The organism is Pseudoxanthomonas sp. USHLN014 (assembly GCF_037153335.1).
Lineage (GTDB): Bacteria > Pseudomonadota > Gammaproteobacteria > Xanthomonadales > Xanthomonadaceae > Pseudoxanthomonas_A > Pseudoxanthomonas_A winnipegensis.
Genome location: NZ_JBBCKO010000008.1, coordinates 158,301 through 183,095 on the forward strand (window position 1 = coordinate 158,301; position 24,795 = coordinate 183,095).

At 69.5% G+C, this 24,795-nt stretch carries 22 protein-coding genes, 1 tRNA gene, 1 pseudogene and 1 riboswitch; of the genes and pseudogenes, 8 read left to right on the plus strand and 16 right to left on the minus strand.

Translation table 11 applies throughout. From position 1 onward, the window contains the following. Positions 1-102 precede the first annotated feature (102 nt). Positions 103-334, minus strand: a riboswitch (cobalamin riboswitch). A 27-nt stretch (positions 335-361) separates the two neighbouring features. The 4 genes and pseudogenes from WFQ05_RS15070 to WFQ05_RS15085 form a co-directional block, all read right to left on the minus strand. Then, positions 362-736 carry a TfoX/Sxy family protein gene (locus tag WFQ05_RS15070; RefSeq protein WP_130516491.1) on the minus strand — a complete coding sequence of 125 codons (375 nt, stop codon included), beginning with the start codon at positions 734-736 and terminating at the stop codon, positions 362-364. Continuing rightward, on the minus strand, positions 733-1,218 hold the full coding sequence (locus WFQ05_RS15075) for a GAF domain-containing protein (RefSeq protein ID WP_130524992.1): 486 nt from the start codon (positions 1,216-1,218) through the stop codon (positions 733-735). The genes WFQ05_RS15070 and WFQ05_RS15075 overlap by 4 nt, the downstream gene beginning before the upstream one ends. Before the next feature lie 764 nt (positions 1,219-1,982). Then, positions 1,983-2,348: a 6-carboxytetrahydropterin synthase QueD gene (gene queD, locus WFQ05_RS15080; RefSeq protein ID WP_130516495.1), complete on the minus strand. Its 366-nt coding sequence runs from the start codon at positions 2,346-2,348 to the stop codon at positions 1,983-1,985. A gap of 159 nt (positions 2,349-2,507) precedes the next feature. Continuing rightward, positions 2,508-3,797: pseudogene (locus tag WFQ05_RS15085) on the minus strand (DEAD/DEAH box helicase); the annotation flags it as partial. Between the two features lie 622 nt (positions 3,798-4,419). Here WFQ05_RS15085 and WFQ05_RS15090 point away from each other — a divergent pair. Then, positions 4,420-5,160 carry a helix-turn-helix domain-containing protein gene (locus tag WFQ05_RS15090; protein WP_130528190.1) on the plus strand — a complete coding sequence of 247 codons (741 nt, stop codon included), beginning with the start codon at positions 4,420-4,422 and terminating at the stop codon, positions 5,158-5,160. A 16-nt stretch (positions 5,161-5,176) separates the two neighbouring features. On the opposite strand, the gene WFQ05_RS15095 is transcribed toward WFQ05_RS15090, so the two are convergent. The 3 genes from WFQ05_RS15095 to cydD all read right to left on the minus strand — a co-directional run bounded on the left by WFQ05_RS15095 (position 5,177) and on the right by cydD (position 8,927). Then, entirely contained in the window at positions 5,177-5,500 is a 324-nt protein-coding gene (locus tag WFQ05_RS15095; protein WP_130528191.1) for a hypothetical protein, read from the minus strand. An 89-nt stretch (positions 5,501-5,589) separates the two neighbouring features. Continuing rightward, positions 5,590-7,245 carry a thiol reductant ABC exporter subunit CydC gene (cydC, locus tag WFQ05_RS15100; protein ID WP_337054416.1) on the minus strand — a complete coding sequence of 552 codons (1,656 nt, stop codon included), beginning with the start codon at positions 7,243-7,245 and terminating at the stop codon, positions 5,590-5,592. Continuing rightward, on the minus strand, positions 7,242-8,927 hold the full coding sequence (cydD, locus tag WFQ05_RS15105; protein WP_337054417.1) for a thiol reductant ABC exporter subunit CydD: 1,686 nt from the start codon (positions 8,925-8,927) through the stop codon (positions 7,242-7,244). The genes cydC and cydD overlap by 4 nt, the downstream gene beginning before the upstream one ends. A gap of 108 nt (positions 8,928-9,035) precedes the next feature. Here cydD and WFQ05_RS15110 point away from each other — a divergent pair, with 108 nt between their 5' ends. From WFQ05_RS15110 to cydX, 3 genes are read left to right on the plus strand one after another with little or no spacing between them, the layout of a single operon-like run. After that, positions 9,036-10,610: a cytochrome ubiquinol oxidase subunit I gene (locus WFQ05_RS15110; RefSeq protein WP_337054418.1), complete on the plus strand. Its 1,575-nt coding sequence runs from the start codon at positions 9,036-9,038 to the stop codon at positions 10,608-10,610. Positions 10,611-10,620: 10 nt separating this feature from the next. Further along, entirely contained in the window at positions 10,621-11,769 is a 1,149-nt protein-coding gene (gene cydB / locus WFQ05_RS15115; RefSeq protein WP_131659661.1) for a cytochrome d ubiquinol oxidase subunit II, read from the plus strand. 27 nt (positions 11,770-11,796) lie between these two features. Next, complete coding sequence (gene cydX, locus WFQ05_RS15120) at positions 11,797-11,898, plus strand: cytochrome bd-I oxidase subunit CydX (protein WP_130516512.1); 102 nt, start codon at positions 11,797-11,799, stop codon at positions 11,896-11,898. A gap of 826 nt (positions 11,899-12,724) precedes the next feature. Here the strand turns inward: cydX and WFQ05_RS15125 are convergent. The 7 genes from WFQ05_RS15125 to WFQ05_RS15155 form a co-directional block, all read right to left on the minus strand. Continuing rightward, positions 12,725-14,809 (minus strand): hypothetical protein, encoded by a 2,085-nt coding sequence (locus tag WFQ05_RS15125; protein ID WP_337054419.1) that lies wholly within the window; start codon positions 14,807-14,809, stop codon positions 12,725-12,727. A gap of 103 nt (positions 14,810-14,912) precedes the next feature. Then, positions 14,913-17,423 carry a TonB-dependent receptor gene (locus WFQ05_RS15130; RefSeq protein ID WP_337054420.1) on the minus strand — a complete coding sequence of 837 codons (2,511 nt, stop codon included), beginning with the start codon at positions 17,421-17,423 and terminating at the stop codon, positions 14,913-14,915. Between the two features lie 531 nt (positions 17,424-17,954). Continuing rightward, on the minus strand, positions 17,955-18,512 hold the full coding sequence (locus WFQ05_RS15135; protein WP_337054421.1) for a GNAT family N-acetyltransferase: 558 nt from the start codon (positions 18,510-18,512) through the stop codon (positions 17,955-17,957). Beyond that, on the minus strand, positions 18,509-19,213 hold the full coding sequence (locus tag WFQ05_RS15140; protein WP_337054422.1) for a DUF2238 domain-containing protein: 705 nt from the start codon (positions 19,211-19,213) through the stop codon (positions 18,509-18,511). The genes WFQ05_RS15135 and WFQ05_RS15140 overlap by 4 nt, the downstream gene beginning before the upstream one ends. Before the next feature lie 29 nt (positions 19,214-19,242). Continuing rightward, positions 19,243-20,085 (minus strand): universal stress protein, encoded by an 843-nt coding sequence (locus WFQ05_RS15145; RefSeq protein ID WP_337054423.1) that lies wholly within the window; start codon positions 20,083-20,085, stop codon positions 19,243-19,245. Further along, positions 20,079-20,654, minus strand: coding sequence for a GNAT family N-acetyltransferase (locus tag WFQ05_RS15150; protein ID WP_337054424.1), 576 nt, complete (start codon positions 20,652-20,654; stop codon positions 20,079-20,081). The genes WFQ05_RS15145 and WFQ05_RS15150 overlap by 7 nt, the downstream gene beginning before the upstream one ends. Before the next feature lie 10 nt (positions 20,655-20,664). Beyond that, entirely contained in the window at positions 20,665-21,489 is an 825-nt protein-coding gene (locus WFQ05_RS15155; protein ID WP_337054425.1) for a universal stress protein, read from the minus strand. Positions 21,490-21,688: 199 nt separating this feature from the next. Here WFQ05_RS15155 and WFQ05_RS15160 point away from each other — a divergent pair, with 199 nt between their 5' ends. Beyond that, positions 21,689-22,084 carry a hypothetical protein gene (locus WFQ05_RS15160; RefSeq protein ID WP_337054426.1) on the plus strand — a complete coding sequence of 132 codons (396 nt, stop codon included), beginning with the start codon at positions 21,689-21,691 and terminating at the stop codon, positions 22,082-22,084. 132 nt (positions 22,085-22,216) lie between these two features. Here WFQ05_RS15160 and WFQ05_RS15165 read toward each other — a convergent pair whose 3' ends face one another. Beyond that, positions 22,217-22,948 (minus strand): glucose 1-dehydrogenase, encoded by a 732-nt coding sequence (locus WFQ05_RS15165; RefSeq protein WP_337054427.1) that lies wholly within the window; start codon positions 22,946-22,948, stop codon positions 22,217-22,219. Positions 22,949-23,084: 136 nt separating this feature from the next. Between WFQ05_RS15165 and WFQ05_RS15170 the strand changes: the two genes are divergently transcribed. Then, positions 23,085-23,429: a helix-turn-helix domain-containing protein gene (locus tag WFQ05_RS15170; protein ID WP_337054428.1), complete on the plus strand. Its 345-nt coding sequence runs from the start codon at positions 23,085-23,087 to the stop codon at positions 23,427-23,429. A gap of 180 nt (positions 23,430-23,609) precedes the next feature. Here the strand turns inward: WFQ05_RS15170 and WFQ05_RS15175 are convergent. Further along, positions 23,610-23,686, minus strand: a tRNA-Met gene (locus WFQ05_RS15175). A gap of 120 nt (positions 23,687-23,806) precedes the next feature. Here WFQ05_RS15175 and WFQ05_RS15180 point away from each other — a divergent pair. Together WFQ05_RS15180 and WFQ05_RS15185 are read left to right on the plus strand one after the other, a co-directional pair. Further along, entirely contained in the window at positions 23,807-24,415 is a 609-nt protein-coding gene (locus WFQ05_RS15180; RefSeq protein WP_130516528.1) for an RNA pyrophosphohydrolase, read from the plus strand. A 66-nt stretch (positions 24,416-24,481) separates the two neighbouring features. Continuing rightward, positions 24,482-24,697, plus strand: a complete 216-nt coding sequence (locus tag WFQ05_RS15185; protein ID WP_130516530.1) for a (2Fe-2S)-binding protein — start codon at positions 24,482-24,484, stop codon at positions 24,695-24,697. The last annotated feature ends 98 nt before the right edge of the window (positions 24,698-24,795 follow it).

Below are 24,795 nucleotides of genomic sequence, written 5' to 3' on the forward strand. Positions count from 1 at the left end.
AGTCGCGGCGACGGAAGGCAACACAGGCGGACAGCGCGCACGGCAAGGCGTGGGCGCGGCACGCGCGACGCCCTCCGCATCGCAACCGGTGGTGGGTTCGGTACGAACCCGTGCTGCTCAGGCCGGTCTCCGGGCTTGCGAGCTGGAAGGCACTCCTTCCGCCGTCGCGCCTTCCCGCGTGCGATGAAGGCACGCAGTGGCCGATGCGTTGGCATGGCTCGCTTACCGTTGCGGGGGCAGCGCCGGATTCGTCCCGTGGCGGGGCTCACCGGCTTCCCGTTTCAACCTGGACGCGATGGATGCGCGGCAGGTCACCTGAAAGCGGCGCGGATTGTACGCGATCCGGCGCCTGGCGCGGCGCTCAGTCGCTGTCGCGGCCGGGGCTGTCGAAGAAATCGAACGCCGGCGCGGCGCCGCCTTCCTCATCGTGGCGGGTGGTGGTCACCGGTGCGGCGGCGGGGCGGCCGCGCGGGGCGGGCAGTGCAGCGGCGGCGACCTCGACCTCGGCCACCATCTGCTGGCGGCGGGCGTCGGGCACGTCCTGCCAGTGGCAGCCCAGCAGGGCGCCTTCCAGGGCGTAGAGCAGGTTGAGGCTGGGGCGGAAGCCGGCGCGCTTGATGCGCATGAAGGCTTCCACGGGACCGGCCGCGCGCAGGTCCTCTTCGGTGCGCAGGCCGACCTGGCGCAGCCACGCAGCGGACTTGGGGCCGATGTTGCGCAGCTGCGTGGTGCTCACGCCAGGGCGTCCACGAAGGCCGCGGCGATGGCTTCCAGGCCGCGCTGGTCGTCTTCGTCGAAGCGGCCCACCTGGGGGCTGTCGATGTCCAGCACGCCGATCAGGGCGCCGTCCTTCACCAGCGGCACCACCAGCTCCGAACGCGAGGCCGCGTCGCAGGCGATGTGGCCGGGGAAGGCTTCCACGTCGTGGACGCGCTGGGTCTGGCGGGTGCTGGCCGCCGCGCCGCATACGCCCTTGTCCAGGGCGATGCGCACGCACGCCGGCAGGCCCTGGAACGGCCCGACCACCAGCTCGGTGCCATCGAAGAAATAGAAGCCGGCCCAGTTGAAGCCGGGCAGTGCGTGATAGAGCAGCGCGGCGAGGTTGGCGGCGTTGGCGATGCGGTCGGTTTCCCCGTACATCAGGCCGCGCGCCTGCTCCAGCAGCTGCGCGTATTGCTCGGGCTTGGTCCCGGAGAGGGTCTGGGTCGCGAATGACATGTCGTGGATTCTACGACGCATGGCACGCAGACCGGCCATGGTTGTGCAGGAAACGCTATGTCCCCGGTGTGCGCGGCGCGGAAAGCTGGTTCTTGCGATCGAGGGTCGCGGGGGCGTGCGCGTTCTGGCTTCGGTTGGGCAGCGGTCCGGCGGGCGGTGGCCGCTTTTCCCTCAATCAGGGCGTCATGCCCTGATTTGGGCGCTCGGCTTCCTGCCTCGCTAGGCGCGGCCACCGCCCGCCGGCCCGCTGCCGCGCGCGTCGAGATGATCGGCTTCGGTCGAAAGAGGTCCTGCTTGGTTCACTGGGGAGCCTCGACCGTTCGGGCCCGTGACGGCGCGCGATCGGACTCCCATCTCCGTGGGAGCGACTGTCTCCTCAATCTGTAGAGCGGAGCTTGTGGCAATCCCCTTTTGGGGACTCCGCTGCTCTTCGTTCGGTTCATGGGGAGGGCCCCAGCGGAGCGAGCTCCGCTCTACAGGCTCCCACAGAGCACGAGCGGAGCGAAGGGCGGTCGGCGAAGCGTGTTTCCCGGCCCTGCACCCTGGTGGCGGAGACAAAAAAAAGGCCCGACAGGGGGAGGGACCTGTCGGGCCTGGATTTGTGCGGGGGGAGGGACCCACACAAATGGGGGTTGCGTGGCGCGGTGCGCCGGCGCGAGAACTGCTGTTGCGACGCAGCATAACGCCGGACTTGGTGCGATGCAACATCCCCTGCCCGTACGACCGACGAACGGTCGGCCGCGGGTCGATGACGTGCCTCGGTGTCAGTCCGCGCGCGGTCCGCGATAGCGGCTGCCGGCCGTACAGGTCTCGTGGACCACGACCTGGCTCAGCATCGGCAGGGCCGGCTTGAGGTGGTCCCAGATCCACTCGGCGATGCGCTCGCTGGTCGGGTTGTCCAGGCCCTCGATGTCGTTGAGGTAGTGGTGATCGAGCCGTTCGTAGAGCGGCTTGAAGGCCGCCTTGACGTCGGCGAAGTCCATCACCCAGCCGGTGTGCGGATCCAGGGGGCCGGTCAGATGCAGTTCGACGCGGAAGGAATGGCCGTGCAGGCGGGCGCACTTGTGCCCCTCGGGCACGTTCGGCAGCCGGTGCGCGGCCTCGAAAGTGAAGACCTTGAAGATGTCCATGGCGGGCAGTCCGGGGCCGGCGCGTGGGCGTCGGCGGTGAAGGAAAGGAGACGCGCCGGCCTGCGGCGCGTCCCCGCTGGCAGCTTAGTGCGCGGCGCGCGGCGCGCTCTGGCGCCGACCGCCGTCGCGGCGGCCGCCGTTGTTGGGCGCGCTGCCGCTGCCGTGCTTCTTCGGGCCGGCGTGGGCGTGGGCCTGCGCCTGGCGCGGGGCGTCGCCGTGCGGACGGCGGCCGTGGCGGCGCGGCGGACGGGTGCCCGACGGCTGCTCGGCCTTGCCCGGCGCGCTGTTGCCCCAGCGGATCGGATGCTGCGGCACGAAGCCCTCCACATCGCGGATCTCCACGTCGCGGCCCAGCAGGCGCACGATCTGGCGCAGCAGCTTGGCGTCTTCCTGCGCGACCAGCGACACCGCCTCGCCGGTGGAGCCATTGCGGCCAGTGCGGCCGATGCGGTGCACGTAGTCCTCGGCCACCATCGGCAGGTCGAAGTTGATCACCTTGGGCAGCTGGTCGATATCGATGCCGCGCGCGGCGATGTCGGTGGCCACCAGCACGTTGATCTTGCCGGCCTTGAAGTCGCGCAGCGCGCGCAGGCGCTGGGCCTGGCTCTTGTTGCCGTGGATAGCCGCGGTCTGGATGCCGGACTTCTCCAGGAAGGTGGCCAGCTTGTCGCTGCCGTGCTTGGTCTTGGCGAACACCAGCGTCTGCACGCGCGTGTCGGCCGCCAGCAGGTGCAGCAGCAGCTCGCGCTTGCGCGCGCTGTCCACCGGGTGCACGCGGTGGGCGATGGTGTCGGCCACGGTGTTCTTCGGTGTGACCTGGATTTCCAGCGGGTCGACCATGAACTCGCGCGCCAGCGCCTTGATCGGCTCGGCGAAGGTGGCCGAGAACAGCAGCGTCTGCCGGTCCTGCTTGGGCAGCTTGGCCAGGATGCGCTTGATCGAGGGCAGAAAGCCCATGTCGAGCATGCGGTCGGCCTCGTCCAGCACCAGGATCTCGATGCCCGACAGGTCCACGCTGCGGCGCTCGATGTGGTCCAGCAGGCGGCCCGGGCAGGCGATGACCAGGTCCACGCCACGACGCAGCGCGTCCAGCTGCGGGCCCATGCCCACGCCGCCGTAGATGGTCGCGGCCGGGATGCGCAGGTACTTGCTGTAGTCGCGCAGGCTCTCGAAGACCTGCGTGGCCAGCTCGCGGGTCGGGGTCAGCACCAGCGCGCGCGGCCGGCGCGGGCCGCGGGTGACCTCCTGCGAGGACGTGCCCAGGTGCTGCAGCAGCGGCAGGCCGAAGGCGGCGGTCTTGCCGGTGCCGGTCTGCGCGCCGGCCAGCAGGTCGCGGCCTTCCAGCGCCGGCGGGATCGCCTGCTCCTGGATCGGGGTGGGATGTTCATAACCCTGCTCGGTCAGCGCGCGCAGCAGGAACGGGGCAAGCCCCAGGGATTCAAACGACATGAGAAAACTCCGGATGGACGCCCACGCCGCGCGGCCCCTGCCTGATCCGTGCGACGCGAAAGCGCCGCCGGCCACGCAAGCCAACGCGAGGAGAAGCGTGTGTTGCCCGAAGCGTTCCCGAACCGCGCTGCGAGTAACTGGATGGGCGGCCCGTGCCGACACTGGCGCGAACCGTCTTTGCGAAGCGAAAAGGCGTCGGAAGGAAGGGGGACGAGGCGGGCGTAGGGCCCGGGCCGCGCCGCTGGTCCCGTCAAGGGAAACACGACTGCCGCTAGCGAAGCGCGTCGATGGTAGCAGATTCCAGGCCCTCCCGTGGCCCCGCCTCACCCCCGCCCCCGCACCGCGGCGCTTCTGACGAGCGCCACTGCCACTTCCGATCACGTCACAGCCCTTGTAGAGCGGAGCTTGCTCCGCTGCTTTCCGGCCGGATCATGGGAAGGCCCCAGCGGAGCAAGCCCCGCTCTACAAAGGCCGGATTATGGGAAGGCCCCAGCGGAGCAAGCTCCGCTCTACAGGTGGGGGCCGCCATGGCGGCGATGAGGCTTTGCCATGGACCAACCCGGCCCCAAACAGCAGGGGCGTATCATGCAGCCTCAGTTAAGGCAGAGCGGCCGATCCGACCATGAGCCTGCGCATCCAACGCAATCCCACCGATCCCAACCAGACCAGCGTGGAGGGCCACGGCTGCCGCGTCTGCCTGGTGCGCCATCTCGCCGTGTGCACCGCGCTGCCGCCCGATCAGGCCAAGGCGCTGGAGGCGATGACCGGCGACACCCATCTGCGCGCCGGCGAACTGCTCGCGCGCGAAGGCGAGCCGCGGCGCTACGTCTTCACCGTGCAGAGCGGCGCCCTGCGCCGCACCCGCACGCTGGCCGACGGCCGCCGGCTGGTGGCGGGGTTCCTGATGCAGGGCGACTACATCGGCTTCTCCGGCGCCAGCCACTACCGCCACACCATCGAGGCGATCACCGACGCCAGCCTGTGCGCGGTCTCCCAGCCCGGCATGCGCCAGCTGTGCCAGACCTATCCGGGCCTGGAACACGAGCTGATGGAGCGCGCCTGCATCGAGCTGGACGCCACGCGCGACAAGCTGATGGCGCTGGCGCGGATGACCCCGCCCGAGCGCCTGGCCGGCTTCCTGGTGGACATGGCCGCGCGCCGCGCGCGCCAGGGCCTGGACGATGCCGTGGTCGAACTGCCGATGACGCGCACCGACATCGCCGACTACCTGGGCCTGACCATCGAGACGGTCAGCCGCTGCTTCACCCGCCTGCGCACCGACGCGCTGATCGCCACGCCCGAGCCGCACACCGTGCGCCTGCTCGACCGCGACAGACTCGAGGCGTTGGCGGCCGCCGCCTGAGGCGTCCGCGCGGTCCCTAGGGACTGATGCTGTAGGTGATGTACAGGCCGCCGCCGGTGAGTACCACCATCGCCACGATGAAGGCCACGTCGGCCACCTGTTCGAGCCGGTGGTTGCGCGTGCCGGTGCGCAGCCCGAAGTAGGACACCAGCGTGGCGATCAGGAAGATCACCGCGTCCCAGGCGAGCAGGTCGTCGGCCAGGGTCGCCTTCTGATTCACCGCCGCCGCCACGTGCAGCAGGCCGACCCCGGTAAGACACACGCCGACCATGGCCGCCGAGATCGGGCAGATCAGCGCGCAGATCTTCTCGTCGAGCTTGCTGCGTGCGGGGTCGTACATGGCCGAACGTGTGGGGGTACGGACTCCGACTCTAGCGCAGCTGCGCGCATCGGCCGTTGCCCGGACTTAAACGCGGGCGTGCGTTTCGCTCACGGCTGCGCGCGGGGCGCGAGCCGGCCGTCGATCAGCTGCCAGTGCGCGTCGGCCCAGCCCGTGGGCAGGGCGTCGTGGGTGATCACGATGACGGTGCGGCCGGCGCTGGCCTGGGCCAGGTCGGCGAGCAGGGCCTGGGCGGTGTCCACGTCCAGGCCTTCGGTGGGTTCGTCCAGCAGCAGGATCGGGGCATCACGCAGCAGCGCGCGTGCCAGGGCCAGGCGCCGGGCCTGGCCGGCCGACAGGGTGCGGCCGTGTTCGCCGACCCAGCCGTCGAGCTGTCCGGGCAGCGCGCGCACCAGATCGTCCAGGCGCACCTGCGCCAGCGCCTGCCACAGGCGCGCCTCGTCGGCTTCCGGCGCGCCCAGCTGCAGGTTCTCGCGCACGCTGCCGGCGAAGACTGGCGCCTCCTGCGGCAGCCAGGCGATGTGGCGATGCCAATCGGCCAGGGCGAAGCCGCGCAGGTCCTGGCCGCCGTAGCGCAGCGCACCTTCGGTGGGATCGACCAGCCGCAGCAGCAGCGCCAGCAGCGAGCTCTTGCCCGCGCCGCTGTCGCCGCCGATGGCCACGCGCGTGCCCGGCGCGATGCGCAGCTGCACCTGCCGCAACACGGGCGCGGCGGCGCCGGGCCAGCGGAAGGCCACCTGATCCAGCTCCAGCACGCCGGTGGCGGGCACGGCCTGCGGCGCTTCGGGATCGGCCACCTGCGGGGCGGGGGCGAGGGTGGCCTCCAGCCGCTGCGCGGCGGTGGCGGCGGCGTGGCGTTCGCGCCAGGCCAGGGCGGCGCCCGCGCTGGCTTCCAGCAGGGCCACGGTCATGAAGAACAGGCCGGCGGCCGCGGGCGAGCCCAGCGTGCCGGTGCCGACCGCCTGCAGCAGCAGGCCCAGCACCAGCACCAGGGTCACCGCGCTGATCGCGCCATGGCCCAGGGTGCCCAGCGCGAGCACGCGCTTGCGCTGGCGTTCGAGCCGTTCGAAGTGCGTGCTGCGCGCGTCGATGCGCGCGGCCCAGGTGGCGCTGGCGCGCAGGGCGGCCAGGTCGGTCGCGCCGTCCAGGCCGTCCAGCACCTCGGCGCGCAGCGCGGCGCGGGCCTGCGCGCGGGCCTGTTCCTGCGCCTGTGCGCCGCGCGCGGTGAGCCAGGGCAGGCCGAGGCCCAGCAGCGCGCACGCCAGCAGCAGGGCCAGCCCGGCCAGCGGCAGCACGCAGGCCATGACCACGCAGGCCAGCACCATCAGCGCGCCCAGCGCGACCAGTGGGCCGAGCGCGCGCACCAGGCCGCCTTCGACGCGTTCGATGTCGCCGACCAGCTGGCCCAGCAGTTCGCCGGTGCGCAGGTGGCCCAGCTGCAGCGGCGCCAGCGGCAGGGCGCGGCGGAAGAAGCCGGTGCGCAGGTCCGCGCCGATGCGCAGGGTCACGTCGTGGCCGATCAGCTTCTCGAAGTAGCGCGACAGGATGCGGATGAAGGTCAGGCCGCGGATGCCGGCCGACGGCCCGAACAGGTTGAACCCCAGCGCCCCCACGCCGGCCAGCGAGGCGGCGGTGAGGAAGTGCCCGGCCAGGCCGAGCAGCGCGGTGCCGGCCAGCGCGGTGAGCGTCATCAGGGTCAGGGTCAGCGCGACGCCGCGGCGGTGCCGGGCCAGCAAGGCGTTCATGCCGCCCTCCGTACGCCCGGCGTGCGGTCATCGCCCAGCCACAGCACCTGGCCCAGGCGCTCGATCACGGCAGCGCTGTGCGTGGCCACCAGCAGGGCGCGGCCCTGGCCGAAGCGCAGCAGGGCCTCGAGCAGCGCGGTCTCGGTGTCAGCGTCGAGGAAGGCGGTGGGCTCGTCGAGCAGCAGCAGCTGCGGGTCCTGCAGCAGGGCGCGGGCCAGCGCCACGCGCCGGGCCTGGCCGCCGGACAGGCCGAAGCCACCCTCGCCGATGCGCGTGTCCAGGCCATCGGGCAGCGCGCGGGCGAAGTGCAGCACCTGCGCGGCCTCGGCGGCGGCCTGCAGCTGCGCGGGGCTGGCCTGCGGTGCGGCGATGCGCAGGTTGTCGGCGATCGTCCCGGCGAACAGATGCGGGCGCTGCGGCGCGTAGCCGATGCGCAGGCCGGTGGCGTGCTGGATCAGGCCCGCCTCCGGCGGCAGCCAGCCGGCCAGCGCCTCGAGCAGGGTGCTCTTGCCGCAGCCGCTGGGGCCGGCCAGGGCCAGGTGCTGGCCCGGGGCCAGGTCGAAGGACAGGCCCTGCACCGCGGCGCGCCCGGCACCGGCATGGCGCAGGCGCAAGTCGCGCACGCGCAGCAACGCCGGGGCGAGGGCGGGCGCCGGCCTGGCGTCGGCATGCGGCGGCGGGGCGGGTGCCGTGTCGTCCACGGCCAGCGCGCGGTTGATGCCGTCCAGCGCGGCCAGCGCGCCGGCGCGGTCGTGGTAGTGGGCGGCCAGCCGGCGCAGCGGGGCGTAGACCTCCGGCGCCAGCAGCAGGCAGAACAGGCCGGCCGCCAGGTCCAGCGGCGCGCTGCGCAGCTCGAGCATGCCCAGATAGGTCAGGCCCAGGTACAGGGCCACCATCGCCACGCCCATCGAGGCGAAGAACTCCAGCACCGCCGAGGACAGGAAAGCGATGCGCAGCACCTTCAGGCTGCCCTCGCGCACGCCCTGCGCGGCCTGCGCGATGCCGGCCAGCGCGGCGGAGGCCTGGCCGTATAGGCGGATCAGCCCCAGCCCGCGCAGGCGGTCGGCGAAATGCGCGCCCATGCGCGCCATGGCCTGCAGCTGGCGGTCGCTGGCGGCCTGCGCGCCCCAGCCCACCAGTGCCATGAACACCGGGATCAGCGGCAGGGTGAGCAGCAGCACCGTGCCGACCACGCGGTCCACGCAGAACACCGCGGCCAGCAGCGCCAGCGGCACCCACACCATCTCCATGCGCGCCAGCAGGAAGCCGCCGACATAGCCGTCCAGCGCATCGATGTGCGTGCCGGTCAGCTCGCTCAGCGCGCCGCTGCGCTGGCGCCGCAGCCACAGCGGGCCGCGCGCCTGCATCCGCGCGAACACGCCCAGGCGCAGGCCGTGGCGCAGCGCCTGCACCGCATCGTCGGCCAGCGTCCGGGACGCCCAGGCCAGCCCGGCGCGCGCCAGGCCGACGCCCAACAGCGCGGCCAGCGGCCACCACAGCGTCTGCATGGGCCGGTGTTCGGCCAGGACGTGCTGGGCCAGCAGCGCGATCAGGCCGGCCTGCGCGATCAGCAGCACGCCGCTGGCCGAAGTGGCCAGGCCGGCCAGACGCAGGCGGCTGCGGACCGGTGCGACCAGGGTCTCGAGGGTCAGGGGGGCGTCTGCGGTGGGCGCGACCAACATGGCGTCCATTCTGCGCCACGCCTCCTGCAAGGGCGTTGATCCAGATCAAGGTCGAATCCGGGCCAGGCGCGCAAGCTGTCGGCAATCTCCCAAACAGCTGCTCGTGCCATGCCCGACATGACCGTCGTTGAACTCAGCAGGCTGCAGTTCGCCCTGACTGCGCTGTACCACTTCCTGTTCGTCCCATTGACGCTGGGGCTGTCCTTCCTCATCGCCATCATGGAAAGCGTCTATGTGATGACCGGGCGCGATGTGTGGCGGCGCATGACCCTGTTCTGGGGCACGCTGTTCGGCATCAACTTCGCCATGGGCGTGGCGACCGGCATCGTCATGGAGTTCCAGTTCGGCACCAACTGGTCCTACTACAGCCAGTACGTCGGCGACATCTTCGGCGCGCCGCTGGCCATCGAGGGGCTGATGGCCTTCTTCCTGGAGGCGACCTTCATCGGCCTGTTCTTCTTCGGCTGGGACAAGCTGTCCAAGGTCCAGCACCTGGTGGTCACCTGGCTGGTGGCGCTGGGCTCGAACCTCTCGGCGCTGTGGATCCTGATCGCCAACGGCTGGATGCAGTACCCGGTCGGGGCGAAGTTCAATCCGGAGACCATGCGCATGGAGGTCACCGACTTCGCCTCGGTGCTGTTCAACCCGGTGGCGCAGGCCAAGTTCGTGCACACCGTCAGCGCCGGCTACGTGTGCGGGGCGGTGTTCGTGATGGCGATCAGCGCCTGGTACCTGCTGCGCGGGCGTCACCTGGAGTTCGCCAAGCGCTCGATGGCCGTGGCCGCCAGCTTCGGCCTGGCCGCGTCTTTGAGCGTGGTGGTGCTGGGCGATGAGAGCGGCTATATCGCCGGTGAGAACCAGAAGATGAAGCTGGCCGCGATCGAGGCCATGTGGGAGACCGAGCCCGCGCCGGCCGGCTTCAATGTCTTCGCGCTCCCCGACCAGGACACGCACAGCAACAGCGCGCAGATCCATATCCCCTGGGTGATGGGCCTGATCGGCACGCGCTCGTTCAATACCGAGATGCCCGGCATCCTGCCGCTGGTCGAACGGGCCAAGGAGCGCATCCGCAGCGGCCAGCAGGCCTATGCGGCCCTGCAGGCCCTGCGCGCGGACAGGAACGACGCCGCCGCGCGCGCCACCTTCGACGCGCACTGGGGTGATCTGGGCCACGGCCTGCTGCTCAAGCGCTATCGCGACGACATCGCCAACGCCACCGACGCGCAGATCGATCAGGCCGCCTTCGACACCGTGCCGCGCGTGGCGCCGCTGTTCTGGCTGTTCCGTGCGATGGCCGGGCTGGGCTTCTACTTCATCGGCTTCTTCGCACTGGCCTTCTGGTATGCCAGCAAGCACACGCTGCATGAGAAGCGCTGGTTCCTGAAGCTCGCCTTCTGGACGCTGCTGCTGCCGTGGGTGGCGATCGAGTCCGGCTGGATCGTGGCCGAGTACGGCCGCCAGCCCTGGATCATCGACGGCGTGCTGCCGACCTTCTTCGCCGCCTCGGGTCTGAAGCTGCACCAGATCCTGATCAGCCTGGGCGTGTTCGTCGGCCTCTACACCACGCTGGCGGTGATCGAGATCTACCTGCTGCGCAAGACCATCCTCAAGGGCCCCACCGAAGTCTCCGGTGGGCGTCAGCCCGACACCACCGGCACCCCGCTCGCCGCCGTCAACGCCTGAAGGCCACCTCATGGACACGATTCCGCTTAATTACGAAACCCTGCGCTTCATCTGGTGGCTGTTGCTGGGCATCCTGCTGATCGGCTTTGCGGTCATGGATGGCTTCGACCTGGGCGTGGCCACGCTGCTGCCCGGCGTGGCGCGCACCGATCAGGAGCGTCGGCTGGTCATCAACGTGGTCGGCCCGGTGTGGGAAGGCAACCAGGTGTGGCTGATCCTGGGCGGTGGCGCGATCTTCGCCGCGTTCCCGGCGCTGTATGCGGTCAGCTTCTCCGGCTTCTACCTGGCGATGATCCTGATCCTGATGGCGCTGATCCTGCGGCCGGTCGGCTTCAAGTTCCGCAGCAAGCTGGAGAAGCCCGCCTGGCGCGCGACCTGGGACTGGGTGCTGTTCGCCGCCGGGCTGGTGCCTGCGCTGGTGTTCGGCGTGGCGATGGGCAACGTGCTGGTCGGCGCGCCGTTCCGCTTCGACGACTCGCTGCGCACGATCTACGAAGGCGATCTGTTCGGCCTGCTGATGCCCTTCCCGGTGCTGTGCGGCCTGGTCAGCGTGGCGATGCTGGCCACGCACGGCGCGGGCATGCTGGTGATCAAGACCAGCGGCGAGATCCAGGCCCGCGCCCGTCGCCTGGGCAGCCTGACCGCGCTGGCCACGGCGGTGCTGTTCGCGCTGGCCGGCGTGTGGCTGGCGCTGGGCGTCAAGGGCTATCAGCTCGTCGGCGCGCTCGATCATGCCGGCCCGTCCAATCCTTTGGCCAAGCAGGTGGAGGTGGCCGCCGGGGCGTGGATGAGCAACTACCACGCCATGCCGTGGACCTGGATCTTCCCGGTGCTGGGCGTGGCCGCCTTCCTGGCCTGCGCGGCGCTGCTGCGCGCCGGGCGCGAGGTGCCTTCGTTCCTGGCCTCGGCGGTGGGCATCGCGGCGATCATCCTGACCGAGGGCGTGGCGGTGTTTCCCTTCATGCTGCCGTCCTCGCTGGATCCGCGTTCCAGCCTGACCCTGTGGGATGCCTCGTCCAGCCACATGACGCTGTTCATCATGCTGCTGGCCACCGCGGTGTTCCTGCCGATCATCCTGGCCTACACCGCCTGGGTCTACCGCGTGCTGCGCGGCAAGGTCGGCGACGACGCCTTGACCCGCAACCCCAACGCCTACTGACGGCGCTCAACCTTAGGAGCAACGACGATGTGGTACTTCTCCTGGATCCTCGGCGTGAGCCTGGCCTGCTTCTTCGCCATCCTCAACGGCATGTGGTTCGAGATGCGCGAGGACGCGCGCAAGCGCTGATCCTCCGCGTGTCATGAAGCGAAGCCCGCCGTGAGGCGGGCTTTCTTTTGGTTTCTCCTGATCGAGGCGCTGCGGCACTGCGGCGCTTGGGCATTGCGGCTTCGGACGGGCAGCGGTCCGGCGGGCGGTGTCCGCTTTTCCCTCAATCAGGGCATCCTGCCCTGATTCGGGCGCTCGGCATCCTGCCTCGCTAGGCGCGGCCACCGCCCGCCGGCCCGCTGCCTCGCGCATCAAGCCACAGGACTTCGGTTTGAGCCCCCTCCCTTTCGCCGCAGGCGAAGGGGAGGGCGGGGGTGGGATGCTTTTGCTTTTTGCTTCTGTGGCTTGCCCGGTAAAGCCCCGACCCCTCCCCAGCCCTCCCCTTCGCCTGCGGCGAAAGGGAGGGGGCAGAGCGCTTGCTCAGTGCCTTCGAATTGGGAGGAATTCTGATCTTTCCGCTCGCCGGGCCTCGCGCCGACCGGGCGTGGGGCAGAGCGGACTGGGTGTCTAGCGACGACGCGCGGATGCGCATGGTCCTCGCGGATGACCGACGTAATCCCCGTGGGAGCCGCCCTTGTGGCCTTTTCGGCCAACGGCGGCGATGGGGCTTTACCGGTAGAGCCTCATCGCCGCCGTGGCGGCCCCAACGAGACGCGAGCCTCGGTCAATTCCAGGAATCGGACATGGAGGTTAGCCGAGGATCGGCGCCCGGCTGCGTCGAAGCTGGTGGGCGAAGTCGGCTCGCCGGTCCGCCTCTCATGTCATCAACTGATTCGCGTCGCGCACCCCGGCAGAGCACCTGTCCTTTTCTCGGTCGCCGGCCGGACGTGTGCGGCGCTGGTCTCGTTTACTCGTGCGTGCCCGGGTCCGCCAGGAACACCGTGCTCCACAGCTGTGCGGCGTTGGACTCGTCCTCGTGCGCGCCCTGCGCGCCGAAGGGCTCGATGCGATAGCGCCCCTGTTCCCAGCGCCAGGACCACAGCTCGGAGGTGCGCACCTCGCCGGCCGCCTTGATCAACTGCTGCAACCGCGCCTGCGCCTGCTGCAGCTGTGCGCGCACGGGGGCAGTCAGGTCGTCGCGCGCCAGCTGGCGGCGCAGCCCCGCCAGCATCACCGCCTGTTGCCAGGCCCACACCACGGTGCCGTGGTAGGCCTGCGGCCCCAGGCGGCCCCAGGTCGCCTGGTCGGCGAAGACCGGGTTGGCGACCACCATGCCCACGTCGGTGATCAGCCCGGCCGGGAAGGGGCGCATCACCGCGGCCACGTCGCGCGCCAGCGTGTCCGGGTCGGGCCGGCCGAACAGCAGCCCGAAGCCCACATCCGAGTGCAGCACCGGCACGGCGCGCCCGTCCGCGTCTAGCGACAGCGCCGGGAACGCCAGCCCGGCACCGGCGAGCGAGGCCAGGGCCGGCTCGGCCGGCACGCCGAGCTGCTGCGCATAGCCGCGCAGCGCGGCGTCGGCCTGCGTGGCACCCAGGCGCACTTCGAACAGCGCCCGCGCCTGACGCTCCCAGGCATCGGCGCGTGCCGCGGCCGCGCGCAGGGTCTGGCGCTGCGCGTCGTTGGCGACGCCGTCCAGCAGGCCGCTGTCGACGAAGGCGCCGATCGCGCGCAGCGCCGCCGGCATCCAGACCACGTTGACGTCAAAGGGATAGCGGCCGCGGCCCAGGCCTTCCTCGCTGTCGCGCCACTGGCCGGTCATGCGCCCGGGCTTGAGCGCCAGCAGATGGTCGAAGGTCGGCGCCGCGGCGAAGGCCTCGCTGTTGCGCGCGACGTGCAGCAGGTTGCGCAGCAGCGCCTGGGCGTTGCTGCTGTGCTGCAGGTCGTTGCGGGCGGCGAGAAACACGCGGGCGCGGGCCTGGCCGCGCGGGTCCTCGACCAGCCAGGCCGCCATCACCGGCGCCAGCATGTAGTCGCCGTCGATCATGCCGTAGTCGTAGATCGGCGCGTCCGAGCGCGTGCCGTCGCCGGCCAGGTGGCGCAGGATCGCGAACTCGCCGATGTCCTCCTCGTGCGCGACTTCGCCCTGTGGCGACAGGCGCGCCAGCACCGCGCCCAGGACGGCTTCGACCGCCGTGGGCTGCAGCACGGGCATCAGCAGGCGCGTGGACATCAGCGTGTCGCGGCCGAAGTAGGTGTCGAAGCGCCACGAGCCGGCGAGGAACTTCTCGCGATAACTTAGAAACTGCAGCGCGTTGCGCATGCGCGCATCGGATGCGGCCTTGGCGTTGAGCAACTGGCCGCTGGCGAGCGGGGTCAGCGGCGTCTCGCCGGTCGAGGCGAGCAGGCGCAGGTGCACGGTGCCGTCGGCGCGCGCCGGTTCCAGCGTGATCGCGCCGGCCCGGGAGACGACGCGACCCTGTGTGATCTCCAGCGCGACGCGGTAGCCCGGCGCATCGTCGAGCCGGCGCCGCGCCCAGCTGACGCTTTGCGCGGCGACCTTCGCCTCGGTGGCCACCTGCGCGGGGATGGGCTGGCCCAGCTGCACATCGCGCAGCACGCGGATGCTGCCCAGCGCCGCCTTGTCCAGCGTCAGCGGACCGCCGCGCAGTTCGAGCTCGGCCACGATGCCGTGCATCGCCGGATCATCGCCCGACGCCTGTGGCCGCACCGATTGCAGCGTCCACTGCACCGGCGCCGTGGTCGGCGCGAACCACACCGCCACGCCGCTGTTGCCGGCCGGGAATGCGACCAGCAGGCGCGGACGCGTGCCGCTGGTGGCCAGCACATGCGCCGCCACCGGCCCATGCTGATAGAAGGCGTTGGTGGTGCTGCCCTCGTCGATGCGGAACTGCAGCGCCTGCGCGCTGGCCGCGGACGGGGCGAGCGCGGTCAGCAGACCGGCGATCGCCAGGCCTCTCCAAGTCCTGCCCAGTGCGGCCCGCAGGCGTGGCGCGGTCGATGGCCGTGGACGGCGCGGTGGCTGGTGCATGTGCTCGTTCCCTTTCAAGAAGTCGTCAACGACAACGCCCGGGCAGATCCCGGGCGTTGTCCTGTGCGTTGCCTGTCGTGTCATCAGAGAGCGTACTTGCGGATCACCACAGGTACTTGGCCTGGAAGTTGACCTCGCGGCCCTCCAGCGGACGGGCCAGCAGCACGCCGCCGGCACTGGCCGCATTGCCGAAGATGCGCGAGTTCGACTCGGTCAGCCCCAGCTCGTTGGTCATGTTGGTGCCGCGCAGGTTCAACTGCCAGTGATCGCCGATGTTGCTGGTCACGCCGAAGTCGACCGTGTGGTACGAGCCCAGCTGCTGCAGGCCCGACTGATCCTGCGTGTGATCGCCCACATAGGTGTAGGTGACGTACGGCAGGATGTCGCCCCAGGCGGTCACGAAGCGGTAGCTGGGCGTGAACATGCCGCGGAACTTCGGCTGGCGCTGCAGCTGCTTGCCTTCGATCGGCGCGCAGGCGTTCTTGCCGTTGATGTCGGTGTACTGGAAGCAGGCGTTGTAGTCGGTGTACTCGCCGTCCAGGTAGTTGGCCACCACCTGCAGGCGCAGGTTCTCCACCGGGGTCAGCGCGCCCATCAGGTTCACGCCGTTGGACTTGGAGCCGTAGATCGAGCGGTCGCCCACCGGCGTGCCCAGGCCGTTGGTCGGCTGGTACTGCAGGCCGGTGAAGACGCGGTGGTAGGCGCTCAGGTCCACGTACACCAGCGGCGACTGGTACTTGAAGCCGACTTCGTAGTTGCGGATCTTCTGCAGCGGCGGGTAGTCGTCGTTGGTGGTCCCGCGGATGCCGTTGTCGAAGTCCAGGAAGTGCCCGCCGGTGTTGACGCGTCCGTAGGCGGAGGTGTGCTCGTTGAAGCTGTAGTTGGCGCCGGCCGTCCACGAGGGATGGGTCTTGTCGTACTCGTTGTGCGCATAGGTGCCGTTGCACACCGGCACGGCGTTGTCGTACAGCGTGCGCGGATTGCCATCCAGGTCCTGGTTGGTCATGTTGCACACATCGCTCTTGGCGTCCTGGTTCTCAAGACGCCCGGACAGGTCCAGCAGCCAGTTGCCCACGCGCCACGAGTCGGACACGTAGATCGCCTTGTTGGTGGCGCTGCCGCGCTGGGCGATGTGGTAGCCGCCGAAATCGGCGAAGCCCTGGCCGTCGGTGCGGTAGTAGGTCTGCCCGCCATCGACGTAGGTGACCGCGATCGGCGTGGCGTTGGGCGTGTTGGTCATCAGCATCTGGTTGCCCAGCGACCACTTGTCGGCCATCGTGTAGTGCGCGTAGTACAGGCCCACGGTCAGCGTGTTGCCTTCGAACAGTTCGCGGCTCAGGCGGAAGTCGTTGTTGAAGCTCTTCAGGTGCTTGTGGATATGCCACCAGCCCTGCTGGATCACGCTCTGGTCCAGCGGCACCGCGCCCCCGGTGGTGGTGTAGGTGGCGGTGGCCGAACCGGCCGGCAGGTTGAAGCCGCCGGGCGTGTTCGGGTTGTAGAGCATGTCCGCCAGGCTGGCCGGGTTGTTGCCCGAGAACAGCGCATTGGTGTCCATGTCGCCGGCATCGAACAGGAAGCGGTCGCTGATCGACCAGCCGTTCTCCAGCTGATAGTCGAAGTTGCCGCCCAGGAAGAACATCTTCGCGCCGCGCCCGTCGGCCAGGTCGGCGTTGGTGCCGCCGTTGGGATAGCTGGGCAGGTACACGTGCTGCATGGCCTTGCTGTAGTACGTGTCCTTCAGCGGGTCGAAGCCCGGATAGGCGCTGAAGCTGTCGGTGCCGCGCTGGATCAGCGGGATCGGGGTGATGAACTGGTTCTTGTCGTTGAGGTAGCGGCTGTAGAGGGTGAACTTGCCCGCGTCGGTCTCGTGCGAGAGCGTGGCGGTCAGCTGGCCGCCCTTGTCGGCCTTGAACTGCGGGTCGCGCACGCCGTCGGATTCGCGCCAGAAGCCGCCCACGCTGCCGTACCAGCTGTCGGCCAGCTTGAAGCCGGAGAAGCCATCCAGCCGCCACAGTCCCTCGTTGCCGTAGGTCACCCCGATGCTGCCGGAGGGCACGTCGGTGCCGGTCTTGAGGAAGAAGTTGGCCGAGGCGCCCATCTGGCCATCGGCGAACACCACCGACGGGCCGCCCTGCAGGATTTCCACGGCCTCCACCGTGTCGTCCAGGCGGAACATCGAGGTGGTCTCGAAGAACGACAGCGTCGGCATGCCGTACAGCGGCGAGCCCATCAGCAGGGTGGAGAAGTACGGCGCATCGCCGCCGCCGGGGAAGCCGGCGATCTCGATGTTGGCGCCGGTCTGGCCGCCGCTGCTTTCCGGCCACATGCCCGGCGAGATCTTGAGCAGATCGGCCGTGCTCTTGGGATTGGCCTGCTTGATCTGCTCGGCGTTGGCCGTGACGATGTTGAAGCTGGCCTCCAGCTTCTTCACACCGCCGGCCTGGGCGGTACCCGAGACCACGACGGTGTCCAGCGTAGTGGCGTTGTCCTTGGACGCCGGCGCGGGCGTCGGATTCTGTGGAGCGGTCGCGGCTTCCTGCGCGAAGGCGGTGGCGTTGAGACTGGCGGCGATCGCCGCCGAGAGCGCATAGCGCGTCAACCAGATGCGTTGCATGGTTCCCCTCCCCGGAGAATGTGGTTCCACGTCGTTCTAAAGACAGCACGGACACGCATGCGCGACGCGGTCTGCCTCCGTTGCCAGCGCCCCTCCTGCAGCCGGCAACGGCCCATCGCGCACGCGATGCGCGGCACGGTAGGGACGCGCTTACAAAGGTGTCAAATTGCCCCAGGCGACGGCGCTCACAGTGCCGTCATGTCCTGCGCTGTCATGCGCACGGACCAGCGAAATCGCCTGCAATTCGCGCTCTTTTGATTTTGCTGCTATCGAACGCGAAGACGCGCGCAGGCAAGGCGAGCGTTGCGACGCAGCACAGCGTGGCGCGAACCGGACAGGCGATGACCGCAGGGCTGTCCGTCGCTGTCCAACGCGCCATCGGGGCACTCGGCGCGGTCTCCTGCCTGCGTGCGTCCGGGCGGACGGCCCGCATCGCAGCCCAGGCATTCTGGAGATCGTCAGGACGGCGCTCGAGGACCGGCACATCGGGGACGCTCACCCTGATGCCGGGCCAGGCCAACGACCGCCGTATCAGGCGCCGGAATCTGCGGGCCGACAGAATCTGAGCAGCGTCGCATCGCCGGGCACCGGGCTGGCCTTGAAGCCGAACCAGTGCAGCAAGCGCGCGGCCTCGTGGTCCTCGGCAAGCTCCAGGGCATACAGGTGGTGGAGACCCCGGGCCTTGGCGAGGTGGATCAGTTGCTCAAGCAGCGCCTCGGCAAGCCCCGAGTCATGGAAGGCGGCGCCCACCATCGTCGCGATCTCGCAGCGGGTCCTGTCCGGGCCGTCAACGCCGTACTGAGCCACGCCACAGAGGCGGTCCCCGACGAAGCCGCCGAGCACCACACGACTCACACCATCGGCGTCGAGCAGATCCGGGGCCATGGCAGCGTCCGGGGACAGCGGCAGCCCCAGGAGACGATTCCTGCCGGCTGCCGGCAAGAGCGCGCGCAGGAAGGCGACTTCCGCGTCCCCATCGCGAACGCCGAGCGGCCGGATGGTGGCCACACGGCCATCGCGCAGCGCGCACGTCGTCACCGGAAAGTCCGGGCAGAGATAGCGATCGGCACCGATCGGCTCGGTCGTCATGGCAGGTCCTTAGGAGGGGCGTGTCGGCGCCTGCCTGCCGTCCTTGCCTGAACCACCCTCCCACCCAGATACAGAGCGGAGTTCAGGCAGGCGCCAATGAGCGCGAGGAGCATGTCCTTGTGCGCGTCCCAGACATCGCCCTGCGTCCCCAGATAGGCCGCGCCCAGATCCGGGGCGGCGATCAGCACGGCCGCCCACTCGATCAGCTCGTAGAGCGCGGAGGTCGCGACGATGCACTGGATGCAGGCCAGCTCGCGGATCCAGGTCTTCATGGGGATCGCGCGAAGCAGCGTGCGGACCGCGGGCTGTACCAGCAGGCCGTACATGAAATGCACGAGGCGATCGTAGTGATTGCGGCCAGCCATGCTCGCCGGATCGAGCGGCAACTGGAACAGGCCATGCGCGAGCTGCCGGTAGGGCACCTGCGCATAGGTGTAGTGCGCCCCGATGCTGTGCAGCAGGAAGAAGGCGAGCAGCGCCGCATTGGTGCCGATGCCCCAGGCGCGGCCTCGCTGCAGCCAGATCAGGCAGGGGAGCGACAGGACAACCAGCAGGTTCTCGAGCAGCCAGTCGCGCGGGTGCCAGGGGTGGACGCCGGCGAGCAACCAGGCGACGCCGTACACCGCCAGACATCCATAGCCGACCCGCTGCCTGACGCGGACGCTTCGTCTTGACGCCAGGTCGGCCGCGGTCATCGCCATGGGCGAGGTCATCTTCGTGACGCTGCCCGCTAATGGGCCACCAGCACGGGGAGCGCACTGGCCGCCAGCACGTCGCGGGTCATGCCGCCAAGCGAACATTCCCGCAGTCTGGAATGGCCGTAGCCCCCCATGACGAGCAGCTGCGCATCGACCTTCCTGGCATGGGAGAGCACCACCTCGCTGCAACTGCTCGCTTTGCTGCCGAGCGTCGCGAAGGCGGTCTCGATGCCATGTCGCTCGAGATGATCGGCAAACGCCTGTCGCAGGGCCTCATCCGCGCGCAGACCCTCCAGCGGCGGATCGATCTCGACGACATGCACCTGCTCGGCGCGTCGCAGGAGCGGAAGCGCGCCGCTGAGCGCCCGCCTGGCGTTGGGCGAGCCGTTCCACGCGACCAACGCGCGCTCAGGGGGAAGCGGATGCTTGCAGCGCGGCGGGACGAGCAGGATGGGCGTGCCGGACTGGAACAGCACCGCATTGAAGAAGCGTTTCAGCTGCGGGGCCGGCTTGGCCAGCCCGGCCCAGCCGGGAAGCACGCACAGGTCCGCCGCCTGCGCCAGCAGGGCCGCGACGGCGGACGGGTAATCGGTATTGGCTTCCCACACCTCGACGGTCACGTGGTTGGTGTGCCCGGCCACGCGCCCACGCACCAGCTCGGCGCGGTTGCTGGCCAGACTGCGCACGGCGTTCTCCGCCGCCGTCAATGCCTGGGTCGGTATCAGATCCCACGGGCCCTCGGTGGGCAAGGGAAGATCGCAGATCTCCGCCGCGCGCACCTGTGCATCGTAGGACTGAGCGAGCTTGATGGCGACCGAGAGCGCGTCGTTGTCTCCCGCGGTGTCGGTCAGAGGAACCAGGATGTTCTTCAACATGTTCGTCTCCTCGGTTGGGTTCGATCGCACAGATCCAGGGTGTGCAGCAGATCGTCGGGGCGACTGCCGAGGCGATGCGTGCGCATGCCGAGTCCGTGCGAGAGCGTGTTCACTGCGTCGTCCTCCGCGTCGGCGAAGGTGACGAGTCGCCTGAGTCCTGCGCTGCGCGCCTTGGCGATCAGCAGCGCCATCAGCATCTCCTCGAGGCCTTGCCGTCGCCAGTCAGGCTTGACCAGAAGGCAGCACTCGCAGCGCCGCCGGTTCGCGACGATCCGAAAGCGCGCGATGCCGACGGCCACGTCCCGGCCATCGATCCGCGTCTCGGCGATCAGGCTCGGCGTCTGCGCCGTGTCGGCCGTGCCTGCCGTATCGCCGTCGCGGTGCGGCCATCGCGACGGGATCCCGCCCAGCATCCACAGGACCTCACGCTGCTGTCCTGCCTCCTCGATCACGGACCGGATGGCGGCTGCGTCGGCGTCGGTGCCGTCGCGGAAGACCACATGTCGCAGGTCGCGAAGCGATCCGGACCAGGTCGCGCTGTCTGTAGGGGTGAACGCAGCGGCTTGCATGGTCGTCGCCTCATCTGGAGAAGAACACCGGAATGTGGGAGCGGTCGAGCAGATCGCGCGTGGTGCCACCCAGCATCCATTCCCTGGCCCTGGAATGTCCGTAGGCGCCGCACACCAGAAGATCCGCTCCGGCCTCGAGGGCGTAGTCGGTGAGGACGTCGCTGATGGGGCGGCCCTGTGCCTGGGCCTCGTGGAAAGCCGCGCGCCGGCCCTTGCGCACCAGGAACTCGGCAAGCAGATGACCGGCCTCGCTGGTCCGGCCGCTCGGGGCGACCGCGATGATCGACGCGCGATCACACGGCACCAGCGCGCAGAAGTCATGGATGGCCCGCGCCGATTCCTGTGCGCCATTCCAGGCCAGCACCGCGTGGCGCAAGGGCGCCGGCAAGGGCATCCTGGCCGGGACGGCCAACACTGGCCGGCCCGAGCCGAACGCGATGGCGGAGAACGTCGCGTGCTGCTTGCGCCGCTGTGAACGCCGTTCCCCACCGCAGGCCACCGCGGCGAAATCGAACAACTGCGCGCGCTGGGCGATCGCGTTCAACGGAATGTCCTTGCTCCCGTCCTCGACCTCGATGTCGTAGGGAACGCGCAGCCTGGCTGCGGCCGAGCGCAGCGAACGCGTGCTGCTGTCCATATCGCGCAAGGCCTGCATGACCGCAGGCTGCATGCGCGTGATCGGGTCGCTGCCCAGCGCGCCCATCGCGGCCCCGGGGAGTTCGACCGGCTGCACGAGCGTGAGATGCCCGCTTCGCCCTTCGACGAGCGCGGCGGCATGGGCCATGGCCGCCTGGTCACCCGCGGTGTTGGTGAGCGCGACGAGGATCTCGACCATGTGGCCTCCCAGCTCTTGATCTGCGGGTGCGCGCGCAGCATCGGCCTGGCAAGGCGGCGCCTCATTGATCCAGATCAAAGAAGGCCGCTGGAGAAGCGATTGAAATACGGATTACCGACTGCCGCGGGTTGATCTGGATCAAGGTGCCGGCCTCGTCCGATCAGCAGCATGGGCTCGTCCCATCCTGGAGGACGCCCCCATGATCGAACTGGCAAGACGCGCCCTGGTACGCCACGCTGCCTGCGCGGTGGAAGCGGCGGCGCGCGAGGGCATCGACGTCGTGGTAGGACTCTATGAAGCCAGAGGGTCCGACACGCGGGAAGACGCGCGGCAAGTCGCCGGATGCGTGCACCGTTACCTGGAGAAGCTGCGCTATTCGCTCGCTGCGCTGGAGTCCGCCGAGAAGCGTCAGTACGTGAAGCGCTGGCGCGAGTTCTTGGTGGCCTACGACGACTATCTCGAGGTGGTCCGGCAGGCGCGCGTCGAACTGACAAGCGAAATCCGCGGCTCGGGCGCATCGATCGGGCTCGGTCTGTTGCCACTCCAACGCCGGCGTGATCCGCGCCTGGCACCGACGGTGAGAAAGAGCCGATAACGCGGTGTATGACACTGGGGCAGGTCGCAGCTAACACCTAGCGTATCGGCGAGGACGTGGGCAGCTCCGCACCGCACCGCACTGCGCCGACAGTGCGGACAGCGGATCCCACGCGCCGGCCAAGCCTTCGGCCTAGACCTGTCCCATGCCCCCGTCCACGAACAGTTCCACGCCGGTGATGAAGCTCGCCTCATCGCTGAGCAGGAACAGCGCCGCCGACGCCACTTCCTCCGGCTTGGCCATCCGCCCCAGCAGAATGGGCGCGACGATCGACGCGCGCACCTCGTCCGGCACGCGCGCCATCATCTCGGTGTCCGTGGGGCCCGGCGCCACGACATTGATGCGGATGCCACGCGGCGCGAGCTCGGCCGCCCAGGTCCGCGCATAGGAGCGCAGCGCCGCCTTGGTCGCCGCATAGGTGCCGTAGTTGGCGATGCCGAGCGAACTGGCGACCGAGCCCACCAGGACCACCGCCGCACCCGATCGCAGCGTGTCGACGGCGGCCTGCAGGCCATACAGCGCGCCTCTCACATTGACCGCGAAGTGTTGATCGAAGTGATCCTGGGTGACATCGCCCAGCGCCGCGGGCTCGCTGATACCGGCATTCAGCACCAGCGCGTCCAGAGACCCACAGCGCTCCCGCACCGCAGCGATCGCACGATCCAGGTCCTCGCGCGCGCTCGCATCGGCGACCAGCCCCTGGGCGTCATGGCCGATGGTGGAGACGGCGCTCTCCACCTGATCCCGCGCGCGGCCGGTGATGAACACCTTGGCCCCCTCCGCCGCCAGGCGCGTTGCGATGGCCAAGCCGATGCCCTTTGCGCCACCCACGACCAATGCGACCTTGTTCGCCATCCGATTCATCACGCATGCCTTGCCCAGGAAGAGATGCGCGCTAAGGTATACGCAGTAAATCTGGTATCAAGAACGCACCATGAGTAGCGTAGATATACACGGCGATACCGAGCTGGCCGCGCAGTCCTGCAGGGTGCTGTCCCAGATGGCGCAGATCCGGCCCGTGCTCGACAAGATCGCGGACAAGTGGACGATCCTGATCCTGATCGTGATCTGCCCAAAGCCCTCGCGCTTCAACGAAATCAAGCGTCGACTGGACGGCATCACCCACAAGGCGCTGGCCGACGCGTTGAAGCGCCTGGAACGCAACGGGCTGGTGACAAGAACCGTGCTGCCGACCTCGCCCGTCGGCGTCGAATATGCGATCACGCCCCAGGGACACGCCTTGCGCGAACCGTTCGAGGCGTTATGCGCCTGGGCGCTCGAACATGGCAGCGAACTCGATGCCGCCAGCGCGCGGTTCGATCAGCAGCAGAAGGCGCAGGCTTGAGTGGCGGACGCAGATCGCGACAGGCCTGGAGGCTCTGGCTAGACCATCGAGCGCGGCCCTGATTTTCGATGCGCAGGCGACCTTGCCGAAGCAGGCTGTGCCCCTCGCATCGGCGTCGCCCAACAAAAAACCCGCCGATGGGCGGGTTCTTCCTAACGCGCTGATTTCACAAGGGAAATCTGGTGGCTATGGGTGGACTCGAACCACCGACCCCAGCATTATGAGTGCTGTGCTCTAACCGGCTGAGCTACATAGCCGCGCGAAGAACCGGTAATTCTGGGCATCGGCCCGTGGCTTGTCAATCGATGCGCGGCGGGTTGAGGCTGCGGCCGGGGCGTGGCACATTCGGACCCAGTAGATTTTCAGGAGTCCGCGTCGTGATCGATCCGGACGGTTACCGACCCAACGTCGGCATCGTGCTCATGCATCCGGAAGGCAAGGTCTTCTGGGCGCGCCGCGTGCGCCGCGACGGCTGGCAGTTCCCGCAGGGCGGGATGAACACCGACGAGACGCCGGTGGAAGCCATGTACCGCGAATTGCGCGAGGAGACCGGGCTGCTGCCCGAACACGTCGAGATCCTCGGCGCTACCCCCGGCTGGCTGCGCTACCGGCTGCCGCCGCGCGCGGTGCGTCGCAACGAGCGGCATGTCTGCATCGGCCAGAAGCAGGTCTGGTTCTTGCTGCGCCTGGTCGGCGAGGAGCGCCACGTGCGCCTGGACGTGACCGATACGCCCGAGTTCGACCACTGGCGCTGGGTCGACTTCTGGTACCCGATGGAGCATGTGGTGATGTTCAAGCGTGGCGTGTATGCACGGGCGCTGGGGCATCTGGCGCCGATGGCGCGGGTCGTGGCCGGCGCGCAGGCCGTGCCGCAGCAACGCCAGGAGCGGCGGCCGGGCGAAGGCCAGGCGCGCAGTTCGCAGCGTCCGCGCGCCAGGGCCGGCCGGCGGCGCGAGGGTTCAGGCCCGGGTACGCCTGCAAATTGACAATCATTCGCATCCGCGATTGAATGGCATCGGGCCGGTCCGGCCCGCCGCCGTCCCGCCATCGCCGTGTACGTCTGCATCTGCAACGGGGTCACCGACCACCAGATCCGCGAAGCCGCCGCCAACGGCTGCAGGACCGTGTCCGAACTGACCATGCGCACCGGCGCCGGCAGCACCTGCGGCAGCTGCCTGGACATGGCCGCCGACCTGCTCGATGCGCACCACGCCAGCGTGGGTTTCCCGCTGCCGCTGCTGGGCGCCGCCCTGGCCAACGCCGCCTAAGGGCGCACCGCCCGCGCAGCGCGCGGGACTGATCACGATTCGCGTTTCCTCACGGCCTCGTGCCGGCCGCTATCCTGCGCGTCGATTCTCTGCGCATG